The organism is Streptomyces tendae (assembly GCF_014650435.1).
In the GTDB taxonomy this organism is placed as follows: domain Bacteria; phylum Actinomycetota; class Actinomycetes; order Streptomycetales; family Streptomycetaceae; genus Streptomyces; species Streptomyces tendae.
This window is the reverse complement of sequence record NZ_BMUY01000009.1, coordinates 324448-339407: the sequence shown is the minus strand read 5'-3', so window position 1 is coordinate 339407 and position 14960 is coordinate 324448. Positions and strand designations below refer to the sequence as shown.

12 protein-coding genes are annotated in these 14960 nt (G+C 71.7%); all 12 read right to left on the bottom strand.

Annotated features, from left to right (window positions below):
• Positions 1-12: 12 nt before the first annotated feature.
• Positions 13-2163, bottom strand: coding sequence for a primosomal protein N' (locus IE258_RS24825; protein ID WP_189746872.1), 2151 nt, complete (start codon positions 2161-2163; stop codon positions 13-15).
• A gap of 123 nt (positions 2164-2286) precedes the next feature.
• Positions 2287-3510 (bottom strand): methionine adenosyltransferase, encoded by a 1224-nt coding sequence (gene metK, locus IE258_RS24820; protein ID WP_189746870.1) that lies wholly within the window; start codon positions 3508-3510, stop codon positions 2287-2289.
• Between the two features lie 239 nt (positions 3511-3749).
• Entirely contained in the window at positions 3750-4952 is a 1203-nt protein-coding gene (gene coaBC, locus IE258_RS24815; protein WP_189746868.1) for a bifunctional phosphopantothenoylcysteine decarboxylase/phosphopantothenate--cysteine ligase CoaBC, read from the bottom strand.
• Between the two features lie 168 nt (positions 4953-5120).
• A complete protein-coding gene (gene rpoZ, locus IE258_RS24810; protein ID WP_003977348.1) occupies positions 5121-5393 on the bottom strand; it encodes a DNA-directed RNA polymerase subunit omega in 273 nt (90 codons plus the stop codon).
• A 62-nt stretch (positions 5394-5455) separates the two neighbouring features.
• The gene (gene gmk, locus IE258_RS24805) at positions 5456-6049 is read right to left on the bottom strand and encodes a guanylate kinase (protein WP_127893315.1); all 594 of its coding nucleotides are present in this window, start codon (positions 6047-6049) and stop codon (positions 5456-5458) included.
• Positions 6050-6086: 37 nt separating this feature from the next.
• Positions 6087-6410, bottom strand: coding sequence for an integration host factor (locus tag IE258_RS24800; protein WP_003977346.1), 324 nt, complete (start codon positions 6408-6410; stop codon positions 6087-6089).
• Positions 6411-6633: 223 nt separating this feature from the next.
• Positions 6634-7479 (bottom strand): orotidine-5'-phosphate decarboxylase, encoded by an 846-nt coding sequence (gene pyrF, locus IE258_RS24795; protein WP_189746866.1) that lies wholly within the window; start codon positions 7477-7479, stop codon positions 6634-6636.
• Complete coding sequence (locus tag IE258_RS24790; RefSeq protein ID WP_189746864.1) at positions 7476-8582, bottom strand: quinone-dependent dihydroorotate dehydrogenase; 1107 nt, start codon at positions 8580-8582, stop codon at positions 7476-7478. Before IE258_RS24790 ends, pyrF begins: the two co-directional genes overlap by 4 nt.
• Before the next feature lie 78 nt (positions 8583-8660).
• On the bottom strand, positions 8661-11969 hold the full coding sequence (carB, locus tag IE258_RS24785) for a carbamoyl-phosphate synthase large subunit (RefSeq protein ID WP_189746862.1): 3309 nt from the start codon (positions 11967-11969) through the stop codon (positions 8661-8663).
• Entirely contained in the window at positions 11962-13104 is a 1143-nt protein-coding gene (gene carA, locus IE258_RS24780) for a glutamine-hydrolyzing carbamoyl-phosphate synthase small subunit (RefSeq protein ID WP_189746860.1), read from the bottom strand. The genes carB and carA overlap by 8 nt, the downstream gene beginning before the upstream one ends.
• Positions 13101-13676 (bottom strand): PH-like domain-containing protein, encoded by a 576-nt coding sequence (locus IE258_RS24775; RefSeq protein WP_189746858.1) that lies wholly within the window; start codon positions 13674-13676, stop codon positions 13101-13103. Before IE258_RS24775 ends, carA begins: the two co-directional genes overlap by 4 nt.
• Complete coding sequence (locus IE258_RS24770) at positions 13673-14959, bottom strand: dihydroorotase (RefSeq protein WP_189746854.1); 1287 nt, start codon at positions 14957-14959, stop codon at positions 13673-13675. The genes IE258_RS24775 and IE258_RS24770 overlap by 4 nt, the downstream gene beginning before the upstream one ends.
• Between the last annotated feature and the right edge of the window lies 1 nt (position 14960).

The following is a 14960-nucleotide window of genomic DNA, read 5'->3' as shown; positions in this document are numbered from 1 at the left end:
CGTGTGCGCCCCTCACCCGATGTCGGGCGGATCGATCCGCACCCACACCGCCGTGTCGCTTCCGCGGGCCGTCCGCGCCGCCTGGGCGGCCTTCAGCGCACCGGCCAGCGCCGCCCCGCGTCCCGGCGGCACCCGGACCAGCGCACGCTCCCAGTGCTCCCCGGGCGGTGGCGCCCCCACCCGCCGCGGCCGCCCCGGTGCCGTGACCGGCAGAGGCACCGGGCCCAGCACCTCCGCCTCCCGCGGCAGCTCGACCGTGTCGAGGAAGCCGGCCACCGCCTCCGGCGGCCCCGCCACGGCCGCCATCCGCGAGACCGGCGGAAAGCCCAGCTCGGCCCGCTCGGCCAGCTCCCGCAGGGCGTGCCCGGCGGGGTCCCAGCGCACCAGCGCCTGCACCGGCCGCAGGGTCGGCTCGGCCACCGCGACGACCGTGCCGCCGGCGCTCTGCGGGCGCACCAGCGCGGCGGCGGCCAGCCAGCGCCGCAACGCGTCCTCACCGGCGCGCAGATCGGGCCGCCCGAGCATCGCCCAGCCGTCGAGCAGCAGCGCCGCCGCGTAACCGCCCTCGGCCACCGGCTCGGCCCCCGGGGTGCTCACGACCAGCGCCGGGGTGTCGGACACGGTGTCCAGCACGTGCTCGCGCCCGGAGGTGCGCACGGGCACGGCCGGGAAGGCCCGCCCCAGCTCCTCGGCGGTGCGCCGGGCACCCACGATCTGCGCGCGCAGCCGGAAGGCCCCGCACTCCGGGCAGTGCCAGGCGCCCTCCTCGCGCCCGCACCAGCCGCACCGCAGCGCGGATCCGGACTCCTGCCCCTCCAACGGGCCCGAGCAGTGCCGGCACCGCGCGGGCGTCCGGCACGCCGCGCAGGCCATCCGCGGTACGTAACCCCGCCGCGGCACCTGCACGAGGACCGGTCCGTGCCGCAGCCCGTCCCTGACCGCCTGCCAGGCGAGGGTCGGCAGCCGGGCCGCGCGGGCGGCCTCGTCGCGGGCCAGGTCCTGGTCCCCCACCGTGCGCACCAGCGGCGCGGCGGCCCGTACCTGCTCCCGCCCGGCGACCAGCGGCCGGGCCCAGCCGGTCTCCACGAGCTGGGCGGCCTCCACGGTGCAGCTCCAGCCGCCCAGTAGGAAGGCGCAACGGTCCTGGGCGGCGCGCAGCAGCAGTACTTCTCGGGCGTGCGGCTGCGGTGCGTGCGGCTCGCTGTGGCTGTCGTCGCCGTCGTCCCACAGGGCGACCAGGCCGAGGTCCCGCACCGGCGCGAACATGGCGGCCCGCGTCCCGATCACGGCCCGTACGGCACCCCGCCGCACCGCGAGCCACTGCGCGTACCGCTTCTCGGGGCCGGCGTCGGCGGTGAGCACCGCGTGCCGTCCCTCGCCCAGAAGCGCGGTGAGCGCGGCGTCGGCGCGGGCGACCGCCCGGCCGTCCGGCAGGACCACCAGGGCGCCCCGGCCGGAGGCCAGCGTCGCCGCCACGGCCCGCGCCAGCTCCTGCGCCCACTGCGGACCGGGCAGCGCGTTCCACACCGCGCGCGGCGCGCCGCCGGAGGCGAGGGCCGCGACGAACGCGGCTCCCTGTTCGTACCGCGCCCAGGATCCCGGCTCGGGGGCCGGCGGTGCGGGCAACGGCTGCGGCGAGTCCCGCTTCTCGGCGCGTGCGTTGCGCGGTGGTACGGCGAGCTGGAGTACGTCCGCCAGGCTGCCCGCGTACCGGTCGGCGACCGCTCGGACGAGGCCGAGCAGTTCCTCGTCGAGGATCCGCTCGGGTGAGACGACCTGGGCCAGCGCGGCCAGCGGCCCCGCGTAGTCGGACTCGGCGAGCCGCTCGACGAGGTAGCCGCCGATGAGCCCGCCGCCCTCCCGCCGCCCGTCGCGCACCCGGTGCCGTCCGGCACCGAACCGCACCCGCACCCGCACACCGGGCTGGGCGTCGGCGTCGAGCTCCTCGGGCACGGCGTAGTCGAAGTACCGGTCGAGGTGGAGGACGCCCTTGTCGACCAGGACCCTGGCGACCGGCAGCTCCTTGGCGAGCGCGGCCCCGCGCCAGGTGCGCGGCTTGGCCCGCGGGGTCTTCGCCTTGCGCACGCTCTCCCGGATGAGCGCGAGCTGCTCGGGCGGCGCGTCCTGCGCGCCGCCCTGCTCCGGTCCGTTCTCGCTGCTCACGCCTGCATTCTCGCAAAGACCACCGACAACGCCGCCGGGGTCGGGAGCATGGGAGGAGGCCCGGCCCCCCTTCGGGGAGACCGGGCCTCGTCACGTGACGTCGGGCGCGGTGCGCCCGGGTGCCTACAGGCCCGCGGCCTCGCGCAGCGCGTCCACGCGGTCGGTGCGCTCCCAGGTGAAGTCGGGCAGCTCACGGCCGAAGTGTCCGTACGCCGCGGTCTGGGCGTAGATCGGGCGGAGCAGGTCGAGGTCGCGGATGATGGCGGCCGGGCGGAGGTCGAAGACCTCGTCGATCGCCTTCTCGATCTTCTCGGTGTCGACCTTGGCGGTGCCGAAGGTCTCCACGAACAGACCGACCGGCTCGGCCTTGCCGATCGCGTAGGCGACCTGGACCTCGCAGCGCGCGGCGAGACCCGCGGCCACGACGTTCTTGGCGACCCAGCGCATCGCGTACGCCGCGGAGCGGTCCACCTTCGACGGGTCCTTGCCGGAGAAGGCGCCGCCGCCGTGCCGGGCCATGCCGCCGTAGGTGTCGATGATGATCTTGCGGCCGGTCAGACCGGCGTCGCCCATCGGACCGCCGATCTCGAAGCGGCCGGTCGGGTTGACCAGGAGACGGTAGTTCTCCGTGTCGATCTTGATGCCGTCCTCCAGGAGCGCCTTCAGCTCCGGCTCGACGACGAACTCCTTGATGTCCGGCGCCAGCAGCGACTCAAGGTCGATGTCGCTGGCGTGCTGGGACGAGACGACGACCGTGTCCAGGCGGACCGCCTTGTCGCCGTCGTACTCGATGGTGACCTGGGTCTTGCCGTCCGGGCGCAGGTAGGGGATGGTCCCGTTCTTGCGGACCTCGGACAGGCGCTTGGACAGACGGTGGGCCAGGAAGACCGGCAGCGGCATCAGCGTCGGCGTCTCGTCGGACGCGTAGCCGAACATCAGACCCTGGTCACCCGCGCCCTGGCGGTCCAGCTCGTCACCTTCGTCACCTTCGGCGGCACCCCCGACCCGGCTCTCGTACGCCGTGTCGACACCCTGCGCGATGTCCGGGGACTGCGCGCCGATGGAGACCGAGACGCCGCAGGAGGCGCCGTCGAAGCCCTTCTTGGAGGAGTCGTAGCCGATCTCCAGGATCTTGCCGCGGACCAGGTTGGCGATGTCCGCGTAGGCCTTGGTGGTGACCTCGCCGGCCACGTGCACCAGACCGGTGGTGATCAGGGTTTCGACGGCGACCCGGGAGGTCGGGTCCTCACGCAGTAGCGCATCGAGAATCGTGTCGCTGATCTGGTCAGCGATCTTGTCGGGGTGACCTTCGGTCACGGACTCCGAGGTGAACAGGCGACGGGACACAACGCTCCCTGGGGTTGCAGCGGCTGCTGGCTGATCATTTGTGGACGGCACGGGGAGCTGCACCCGGCGACGTCCGAGAACAGTTTATCGGTCGCACTCTGCCGCGGGCCCACCTGTCTCAGCTCTCGGGAGGGCTGTGACCTGCGGCACGGGCATTCTGCCCAGAAGGAAGCGTCCTTGGCCAGGGGCGCCACGCTCGAATGCGTCGTCTTCGCGGCTCCTTCGAGCAAATGGGTCATTCACTCCAGCCGAGCGGCGACCAGGTCCCAGACCGTGTCGGCCAGGGCTTCCTTCGGTCCGTGGGCGACCGGTGTCTCGCTGCCGTCGGCACCCAGGACGACCGCCTCGTTCTCCTCGGAGCCGAAGGTCTTGCGCTCCCCCACCTCGTTCACCACGAGGAGATCGCAGCCCTTGCGTTTCAGCTTGGCCCGGCCGTTGGCCAGTACGTCGTCGGTCTCGGCGGCGAAGCCGACGACCACCTGCCCGGAGCGGGCCCGCGTGGTGGAGATCTCCGCGAGGATGTCCGGATTTCGCACCAGGGTGATCGGTGCGGGTTCCTGGTCGTCCTTCTTCTTGATCTTCCCGGTGGCGTAGGTCGCGGGCCGGAAGTCCGCCACCGCCGCGGCCATGACGACGGCGTCGGCGTCGGCTGCGGCGCGCAGCATCGCCTCGCGCAGCTCCACCGCCGTGCCGACCCGCACCACGTCAACGCCGGCCGGGTCGGGCATCGAGGCGTTCGCCGCGACGAGCGTGACGCGGGCGCCGCGGGCGGCGGCGGTGCGGGCGAGGGCGTAGCCCTGCTTGCCGGAGGAGCGGTTGCCGAGGAAGCGGACCGGGTCGAGGGGCTCCCGGGTGCCGCCGGCGCTGACCACGACGTGCCGTCCGGCGAGGTCGGGCTCGCGCACACCGCGGGCGAGCACCCGGCGGCAGACCTCGAAGATCTCGCCCGGGTCGGGCAGCCGGCCCTTGCCGGTGTCGACGCCGGTGAGGCGGCCGACGGCGGGTTCGATCACGACGGCACCGCGGCGGCGCAGCGTCGCCACGTTCTCCTGGGTGGCCGGGTGCTCCCACATCTCGGTGTGCATGGCGGGCGCGAAGACGACCGGACAGCGGGCCGTGAGCAGGGTGTTGGTGAGCAGGTCGTCGGCCAGGCCGTGGGCGGCCTTGGCGAGCATGTCGGCGGTGGCCGGGGCGACGACGACCAGGTCGGCGTGCTGGCCGATGCGCACGTGCGGGACCTCGTGGACGTCGTCCCAGACCTCGGTGGAGACGGGATGGCCGGACAGGGCGGACCAGGTGGCGGCGCCCACGAAGTGCAGTGCGGAGGCGGTGGGGACGACCCGGACATCGTGTCCCGACTCGGTGAGCCTGCGCAGCAGCTCACAGGCCTTGTACGCGGCGATGCCGCCGCTGACCCCCAGAACGACCTTGGGCTTGTCCACCGTCTCTCCCCGGCTCGGATGACGCGCTCGGACCGCGCGCCGTTCGGACTGCGCACCGCTCGGGCTGCGCGTAGGACCCATCACACACCACAGGCCCGACAGTCGGGCTGCCGGGCCTGTGGATAAGTCAGCGTAAGGCTGAAGATATTACCGCCGATGCTGCTGGAACTACTGCGCCGGGCCCTCGATGGCCTCGGAGGTCAGCAGCCCCGCGTTGATCTCGCGCAGGGCGATCGAGAGCGGCTTCTCGTGCACGTGGGTGTCGACGAGCGGACCGACGTACTCGAGGAGGCCCTCGCCGAGCTGCGAGTAGTACGCGTTGATCTGGCGGGCCCGCTTGGCCGCGTAGATCACGAGGCTGTACTTCGAGTCCGTGGCCTCGAGGAGCTCGTCGATCGGCGGGTTGATGATGCCCTCGGGCGCGGAGATGGAAGAGGACACGCTCTACCTTCCGATGGATGGGAAAGATTCAGTCGGGATGACCACAGGGTGACCAGTGGCGATCACACGACGTTCGTCAAGGCTAGCAGCTCGCGCGCCACGTCCTCGACGGAGGTGTTCACCAGGGTCTGGTCGAACTCCGGCTCGGCGGCCAGCTCGACCTTGGCCGCGGCGAGGCGGCGCTCGATCACCTCGGGTGCTTCGGTGCCCCGGCCGGTGAGCCTGCGCACCAGCTCGTCCCAGGAGGGCGGGGCCAGGAACACCAGCCGGGCCTCGGGCATGGACTCGCGGACCTGCCGCGCTCCCTGGAGGTCGATCTCCAGGAGGACCGGCTCACCGGCCTCCAGGCGCTCCAGTACGGCCGTGCGCGGCGTGCCGTAGCGGTTGCCGGCGAACTCGGCCCACTCCAGCAACTCGCCGTTGGCGATCAGCTTGTCCATCTCCTCGTCGCTGACGAAGAAGTAGTGAACGCCGTGCTGCTCGCCGGGGCGGGGCCTGCGGGTCGTCGCCGAGACCGACAGCCATACCTCGGGGTGTTCCTTGCGCATATGGGCGACGACCGTGCTCTTGCCGACCCCCGAGGGGCCGGAGAGCACGGTCAGCCGCGGACGTGCGTCCGGGGGTACGGGGGACGTCCCCCGGGGTGTTGCAGCCATGCAGCGATTATTCCAGCAATCCCGGAGTGGTCCGGACTCAGCTGCCGGTGCTGCCGAACTCGCGCTCCAGGGACGCGATCTGGTTGGACCCGAGACCGCGCACGCGGCGGCTCTCGGAGATGCCCAGTCGCTCCATGATCTGCTTGGCGCGGACTTTGCCCACGCCCGGCAGGGACTCGAGGAGGGCGGAGACCTTCATCTTGCCGATGACGTCGTTCTCCTGACCCTGCTTGATGACCTCGTGGAGGGAGGCGCCGGAGTGCTTGAGTCGATTCTTGACCTCGGCCCGCTCCCGGCGAGCCGCGGCGGCCTTTTCGAGCGCGGCTGCGCGCTGTTCAGGGGTAAGGGGCGGAAGAGCCACGCCTACGTCACCTCGGATGTCGAACTGTCGGATACGGACCGGTGAGGAACCTAGTCGCCCCTCACCTGGTGAGCCACGAGCAACACGCTCGCCCGTTGACTCTCGACGGAGACTAGCGGTCAAGTCCGCCAGAGTCAGCGAGAACAGCGGAAAAGTCCTGGTCAGCCTCCGCCAGGGCGGACATTTAGGACATACTCCCTCTGATTTGAGGATGTATCCAGGGTCAGGACGCCGTGACGGCGGTCCGGATCTCCGCCGCGAAGCGGTCGGCGGCCGTCCGCAACGCGGCCGTGTCGGGACCGTGACGAAGGACACCCCGGCTCACGTTCGGCACCACGTTGCGCAGCGCCGCGCCGAACACGCCCGGCAGGTCCGCGGGCGTGGCCCCCTGCGCGCCGATGCCCGGCGCCAGCAGCGGACCGTTGATGCCCAGGTCGTACGAGGACAGGTCGCCGAGCGTGGCACCGACCACCGCGCCGAAGGAGCCCAGCGGCTGCTCCCCCGCGTTCTCGGCGGCCAGGTGCGCCAGCATCGTCGCCCCGACGCTGCGCCCGTCGCCCCGCACCGCGTGCTGGACCTCGCCGCCCTCCGGGTTGGACGTCAGCGCCAGCACGAACAGGCCCGCGCCGCTCTCCCGCGCCAGGTCGACGGCCGGCTTGAGGGAGCCGTAGCCGAGGTACGGGGAGACGGTCAGCGCGTCCGAGAACAGCGGCGCGTCCTTGTGCAGGAACGACTCGGCGTACGCGGCCATGGTCGAGCCGATGTCGCCGCGCTTGGCGTCCATGACGACCAGCGCGCCGGCCGCCCGCGCCTCCTGGACCGAGGTCTCCAGGACCGCGACACCGCGCGAGCCGAAGCGCTCGAAGAAGGCGCTCTGCGGCTTGAGGACGGCGACCCGGTCGGCCATCGCCTCCACGACGGTGCGGCTGAAGCGCTCGAGGCCGGCCACGTCGTCGTTCAGGCCCCACTCGGCGAGCAGGGAGGCGTGCGGGTCGATGCCGACGCACAGGGGGCCGCGCTCGTCCATCGCGCGGCGCAGCCGGGCGCCGAAGGGCTCCATCACCGTCATGAGTGCTTCCTTACGTCGGCGCCGACCGCGTCGGCGAGGGTGGCGTACGGGCTCTGCCGCAGGCGGGCGGCGAGCCCCTTGTGGATGGCTCGGCCCCAGAAGGGACCCTCGTAGATGAACGCGCTGTAGCCCTGGACCAGCGTGGCACCGGCCAGGATGCGCTCCCAGGCGTCCTCGGCCGTCTCCACGCCGCCGACGCCGACCAGGGTGATCCTGTCGCCCACGCGCGCGTAGAGGCGGCGCAGCACCTCCAGGGAGCGTGCCTTGAGCGGGGCCCCGGACAGGCCGCCGGTCTCCCCGACGAGGGCGGGCGAGGAGGTCAGGCCGAGGCCCTCGCGCGCGATGGTGGTGTTGGTGGCGATGATGCCGTCCAGGCCCAGCTCCACGGCCAGGTCGGCGACCGCGTCCACGTCCTCGTCGGCGAGGTCCGGCGCGATCTTGACCAGCAGCGGGACACGCCGGGCGGTCACCGCGCGGTCGGCGGCCTCGCGGACCGCGCTCAGCAGCGGGCGCAGCGCCTCGGTGGCCTGGAGGTTGCGCAGCCCGGGCGTGTTGGGCGAGGAGACGTTGACGACCAGGTAGTCGGCGTGCGGGGCCAGCCGCTCGGCGGACTTCACGTAGTCGCCGACGGCCTCCTCCTCGGGGACGACCTTCGTCTTGCCGATGTTGACGCCGACGACGGTCCGCAGAACGGGCGTGCGGGAGGCCAGCCGGGCCGCGACGGCCAGCGAGCCGTCGTTGTTGAAGCCCATGCGGTTGATCAGCGCGCGGTCGCCCACCAGGCGGAACAGCCGCTTCCTGGGGTTGCCGGGCTGCGGCTCCCCCGTGACCGTGCCGATCTCGACGTGGTCGAAGCCGAGCATCGCCATGCCGTCGATCGCGACCGCGTTCTTGTCGAAGCCTGCGGCGAGGCCGAAGGGGCCGTGCATGCGCAGGCCCAGGGCCTCGGTGCGCAGCTCCTTGTACCGGGGTGCGAGCGCCGCGGCGACGAAGGTGCGCAGGACGGGGACGCGCACGGCGAGACGGATCCAGCGGAAGGCGAGGTGGTGGGCCCGCTCCGGGTCCATGCGGGAGAAGACGAGCTTGAAGAAGATCTTGTACATGTGTCCTCGTGAGGCCTCTGTGGTGCGCTGGGGCTCATGAAGAGGGGGACACCGTTTCCGGTGTCCCCCTCGGGGCTGCTAGTCGCGGGCGGCGATCAGGAACTCGGCGTGTTCCTGGAGTGAGCGCACTCCCACGTCGCCGTGGTTGAGGGCGTCGATGCCCTGCACCGCCGCTGCCAGCGCCTGGACCGTCGTCAGACAGGGCACGGAGCGTGCCACGGCCGCCGTACGGATGTCGTAGCCGTCGAGGCGGCCGCCGGTGCCGTACGGGGTGTTGACGATGAGGTCGACCTCGCCGTCGTGGATGAGCTGGACGATGGTCTTCTCGCCGTTCGGTCCGGTGCCCTCGGACTGCTTGCGCACGACGGTGGCGTTGATGCCGTTGCGCTTGAGGACCTCGGCGGTGCCGGAGGTGGCCAGCAGCTCGAAGCCGTGGGCGACCAGCTCACGGGCCGGGAAGATCATCGAGCGCTTGTCCCGGTTGGCGACCGAGATGAAGGCGCGGCCCTTGGTGGGCAGCGGCCCGTACGCGCCGGCCTGCGACTTGGCGTACGCCGTGCCGAAGACGGAGTCGATGCCCATGACCTCGCCGGTGGAGCGCATCTCCGGGCCCAGCACCGTGTCGACGCCGCGGCCGTGGATGTCCCGGAAGCGGGACCACGGCATCACGGCCTCCTTGACGGAGATCGGCGCGTCCAGCGGCAGCGTGCCGCCGTCGCCGTTGGCCGGGAGCAGTCCCTCGGCGCGCAGCTCGGCGATGGTGGCGCCCAGCGAGATGCGGGCGGCGGCCTTGGCCAGCGGCACCGCGGTCGCCTTCGAGGTGAAGGGGACGGTGCGCGAGGCGCGCGGGTTGGCCTCCAGGACGTACAGGATGTCCCCGGCCAGTGCGAACTGGATGTTGATCAGGCCGCGCACGCCGACGCCCTTGGCGATGCCCTCGGTGGAGGCGCGCAGCCGCTTGATGTCGAAGCCGCCGAGCGTGATCGGGGGCAGGGCGCACGCCGAGTCGCCGGAGTGGATGCCGGCCTCCTCGATGTGCTCCATGACGCCGCCGAGGTACAGCTCCTCGCCGTCGTACAGGGCGTCCACGTCGATCTCGATCGCGTCGTCCAGGAAGCGGTCGACCAGGACCGGCCGGGACGGGCTGATCTCGGTCGACTCGGCGATGTACGCCTCGAGGCGGGTCTCGTCGTAGACGATCTCCATGCCGCGTCCGCCGAGGACGTAGGAGGGCCGCACCAGGACCGGGTAGCCGATCTCGTCGGCGATGGCCTTGGCCCCGGCGAAGGTGGTGGCGGTGCCGTGCTTGGGGGCAGGCAGCCCGGCCTGCGCGAGGACCTGCCCGAAGGCGCCGCGGTCCTCGGCGGCGTGGATGGCCTCCGGCGAGGTGCCGACGACCGGCACGCCGTTGTCCTTGAGCGCCTGCGACAGGCCCAGCGGGGTCTGGCCGCCGAGCTGGACGATCACACCCGCGACGGGACCGGCCTGCTGCTCCGCGTGGACGATCTCCAGGACGTCCTCCAGGGTGAGCGGCTCGAAGTACAGCCGGTCGGAGGTGTCGTAGTCGGTGGAGACGGTCTCGGGGTTGCAGTTGACCATCACGGTCTCGTACCCGGCGTCCGACAGCGCGAAGGAGGCGTGGACGCAGGAGTAGTCGAACTCGATGCCCTGGCCGATGCGGTTCGGGCCGGAGCCCAGGATGATCACCGCGGGCTTCTCACGGACCGCGACCTCGGTCTCCTCGTCGTAGGAGGAGTAGAAGTACGGCGTCTTCGCGGCGAACTCGGCGGCGCAGGTGTCGACCGTCTTGTAGACAGGCCGGATGCCGAGCGCGTGCCTCACCTCGCGGACGACGTCCTCGCGCAGCCCGCGGATCTCGCCGACCTGCTGGTCGGAGAAGCCGTGCCGCTTGGCCTCGGCGAGCAGGTCGGCGGTCAGCTCGGGCGCGGCGGCCAGCTCGTCGGCGATCTCCTTGATCAGGAAGAGCTGGTCGACGAACCAGGGGTCGATCTTCGTGTGCTCGAAGACCTCCTCGGGCGTGGCGCCCGCGCGGATGGCCTGCATGACAGCGTTGATGCGGCCGTCGGTGGGCCGCACGGCCTCGCGCAGCAGCTCCAGCTTGTCGCCGGGCTCGCCGACGAAGGTGAACTGGCTGCCCTTCTTCTCCAGCGAGCGCAGCGCCTTCTGGAACGCCTCGGTGAAGTTGCGGCCGATGGCCATGGCCTCGCCGACCGACTTCATGGTGGTGGTCAGGGTGGAGTCGGCGCTCGGGAACTTCTCGAAGGCGAACCGCGGGGCCTTGACGACCACGTAGTCGAGGGTCGGCTCGAAGGAGGCCGGGGTCTCCTGCGTGATGTCGTTCGGGATCTCGTCCAGCGTGTAGCCGACGGCGAGCTTCGCGGCGATCTTGGCGATGGGGAAGCCGGTCGCCTTGGAGGCGAGGGCCGAGGAGCGCGACACGCGCGGGTTCATCTCGATGACGATCACGCGACCGTCCTCGGGGTTCACCGCGAACTGGATGTTGCAGCCGCCGGTGTCGACTCCGACCTCGCGGATGATCGCGATGCCGACGTCGCGCAGGGTCTGGTACTCGCGGTCGGTCAGCGTCATCGCGGGCGCGACGGTGATCGAGTCGCCGGTGTGCACGCCCATGGGGTCGAAGTTCTCGATGGAGCAGACGACCACGACGTTGTCGTTCTTGTCGCGCATCAGCTCCAGCTCGTACTCCTTCCAGCCGAGGATGGACTCCTCCAGGAGCACCTCGGTGGTCGGCGAGAGGGTGAGGCCCTGTCCGGCGATGCGGCGCAGCTCCTCCTCGTCGTGGGCGAAGCCGGAGCCGGCGCCGCCCATGGTGAAGGAGGGGCGGACGACGACGGGGTAGCCGCCGAGCGCGTCGACGCCCTTGAGGACGTCGTCCATGGAGTGGCAGATGTAGGACCGGGCGGACTCGCCGTGGCCGATCTTCTTGCGGACCTCCTCGACGACCTCCTTGAACAGGTCGCGGTCCTCGCCCTTGTTGATGGCCTCCACATTGGCGCCGATCAGTTCAACGCCGTACTTCTCCAGGACGCCGTTGCCGTGCAGCGAGATGGCGGTGTTCAGGGCCGTCTGGCCGCCGAGCGTGGGCAGGAGCGCGTCGGGGCGCTCCTTGGCGATGATCTTCTCGACGAACTCGGGGGTGATCGGCTCGACGTAGGTGGCGTCGGCGATCTCCGGGTCGGTCATGATCGTCGCCGGGTTGGAGTTGACCAGGACGACGCGCAGGCCCTCGGCCTTGAGCACGCGGCACGCCTGGGTGCCGGAGTAGTCGAACTCGGCGGCCTGGCCGATGACGATCGGGCCGGAGCCGATGACCAGGACGGACTGGATATCGGTGCGCTTAGGCACGCTGGCCCTCCATGAGCTTCACGAAGCGGTCGAACAGGTAGGCGGCGTCGTGCGGGCCGGCCGCCGCTTCGGGGTGGTACTGGACGCTGAAGGCCGGCCGGTCGAGGAGCTGGAGCCCCTCCACCACGTTGTCGTTGAGGCAGACGTGGGAGACCTCGGCGCGGCCGTAGGGGGTGTCGGACACCTGGTCGAGCGGGGCGTCGACGGCGAACCCGTGGTTGTGCGCGGTGACCTCGACCTTGCCGGTCGTACGGTCCTGCACGGGCTGGTTGATGCCGCGGTGGCCGTACTTCAGCTTGAAGGTGCCGAAGCCGAGGGCGCGGCCCAGGATCTGGTTGCCGAAGCAGATGCCGAAGAGCGGGGTGCCGCGCTCCAGGACGCCCTGCATGACGGAGACCGGGTGGTCGGCGGTGGCGGGGTCGCCGGGGCCGTTGGAGAAGAACACGCCGTCCGGCTCGACGGAGTAGACGTCCTCGACGGTGGCCGTGGCGGGCAGCACGTGCACCTCGATGCCGCGCTCGGCCATCCGGTGCGGGGTCATGCCCTTGATGCCGAGGTCGACGGCGGCGACGGTGTACTTCTTGTCCCCGATCGCCGGGACGACGTACGCCTCGGTGGTGGCGACCTCGGCGGAGAGGTCGGCGCCGCTCATCTCGGGGGCCTGGCGGACCTCGGCGAGCATGGTGCCCTCGTCGGGCAGCGCCTGGCCGGAGAAGATGCCGACGCGCATGGCGCCGCGCTCGCGCAGGTGGCGGGTGAGGGCGCGGGTGTCGATGCCGGAGATGCCGACGACGCCCTGGGCGGCCAGCTCCTCGTCGAGGGAGCGCGTCGAGCGCCAGTTGGAGGGCACGCGTGCGGGGTCGCGCACGACGTAGCCGGAGACCCAGATCTTCTTGGACTCCATGTCCTCGTCGTTGATCCCGGTGTTCCCGACGTGCGGGGCGGTCATCACGACGACCTGGCGGTGGTACGACGGGTCGGTGAGGGTCTCCTGGTAGCCGGTCATGCCGGTGGAGAACACGGCTTCGCCGAAGGTGGCCCCCACGGCCCCGTAGGCGCGGCCGCGGAAGATCCGGCCGTCCTCCAGGACGAGTACGGCGGGAGTCCGGTGGGCTCCCCTGGTGGAGGTCGTCATCGTGCGCCTTCCGTTTCCGTCTTGTTGATCATGTCGTTCAGTGTTTCGACCCAGTCGTTGTGCTCAGCGGCGTGGTCGGAGCGGAAACCGGAGTCGATCAGCTTCTCCCCGTGCGCCCAGGTGACGACCAGCAGGCCGCCCTCGGTGAGCACCTTGCCCGCGATGCCCTTGTCGAGCCGGGCCTCGCGCAGCGCGGCGACGGGGACGAAGAAGTCCGCCGCGCCGGGCCGTACGACATCCAGTCCCGCGTCCGTCAGGGTCAGCTCGACCCGGCTGCGGGTGCCCAGGCCGTGCGCGACGATGCGGTCCAGCCACTGCCCGGCGGTGGTGGAGCCGTGGTAGCGGCCGCTCATGCTCAGTTTCGCCGCACCGGGCTCGTCGGGCGCGGTGGGGAGGGCGGGCAGGTCGCCCTGGAGCGTGCCGCGCCACTTCCAGCCCTCGCGCATCAGCCAGTAGACGAGCGCGACGAAGAGGCCGAGGCCGACGACCCATCCGACCCGGGCGGCCCAGTCGGTCACTTGCGCCGATTCCTTCTCGGCGGCCAGCAGGATTACCGGTGCTGCAGATGTCACGTGAGCTTCCCGTCGACGAGCGTGGCCTTGCCCCGCAGCCACGTGTGCGTCACACGGCCCGGCAGCTCACGCCCCTCGTAGGGGGTGTTGCGACTGCGCGAGGCGAAGCCCGCGGGGTCCACCGGACCACGGTATTCCGTGTCGACGAGGGTGAGGTTGGCGGGCTCACCAGCCGAGACGGGACGGCCGTGTCCGGTGGCCTGTCCGATCTTGGCGGGCTTGGAGGACATCCGGTCGGCGACGCCGGCCCAGTCCAGCAGGCCCGTGTCCACCATGGTCGCCTGTACCACCGACAGCGCGGTCTCCAGGCCCACCATCCCCATGGCGGCGGCGGCCCACTCGCAGTCCTTGTCCTCGTGCGGGTGCGGGGCGTGGTCGGTGGCGACGATGTCGATCGTGCCGTCGGCGAGCGCCTCGCGCAGGGCCATGACGTCGCGCTCGGTGCGCAGCGGCGGGTTGACCTTGTAGACCGGGTTGTACGACCGGACCAGCTCGTGGGTGAGGAGGAGGTGGTGCGGGGTGACCTCGGCGGTGACGTCGATGCCGCGGGACTTGGCCCAGCGGACGATCTCGACGGACCCGGCGGTCGACAGGTGGCAGATGTGCACGCGGGAGCCGACGTGCTCGGCGAGCAGCACGTCCCGGGCGATGATCGACTCCTCGGCGACGGCGGGCCAGCCGCCGAGGCCCAGCTCGGCGGAGACGACGCCCTCGTTCATCTGGGCGCCCTCGGTGAGCCGGGGCTCCTGGGCGTGCTGGGCGACGACGCCGCCGAAGGCCTTCACGTACTCCAGGGCGCGGCGCATGATCACGGCGTCGTGGACGCACTTGCCGTCGTCGGAGAAGACGGTGACGCCGGCCGCGGACTCGTGCATGGCGCCCAGCTCGGCGAGCTTGGCGCCCTCCAGGCCGACGGTGACGGCGCCGATGGGCTGCACGTCGCAGTAGCCGGACTCCTGGCCGAGCCGCCAGACCTGCTCGACGACGCCGGCCGTGTCGGCGACCGGGAAGGTGTTGGCCATGGCGAAGACGTTGGTGTAGCCGCCGCTCGCCGCCGCGCGGGTGCCGGTCAGGACGGTCTCGGAGTCCTCGCGGCCGGGCTCGCGCAGGTGGGTGTGCAGGTCGACCAGGCCCGGCAGCAGCACCTTGCCGCCCGCCTCGACGACCTCCGCGCCCTCGGCGGACAGGTCCCGGCCGACCGCCTCGACGACACCGCCGTCGATCAGCACGTCCTGCGGCTCGCCGCCGAGCACCTTCGCACCGCGGATCAGGGTCTTGCTCATG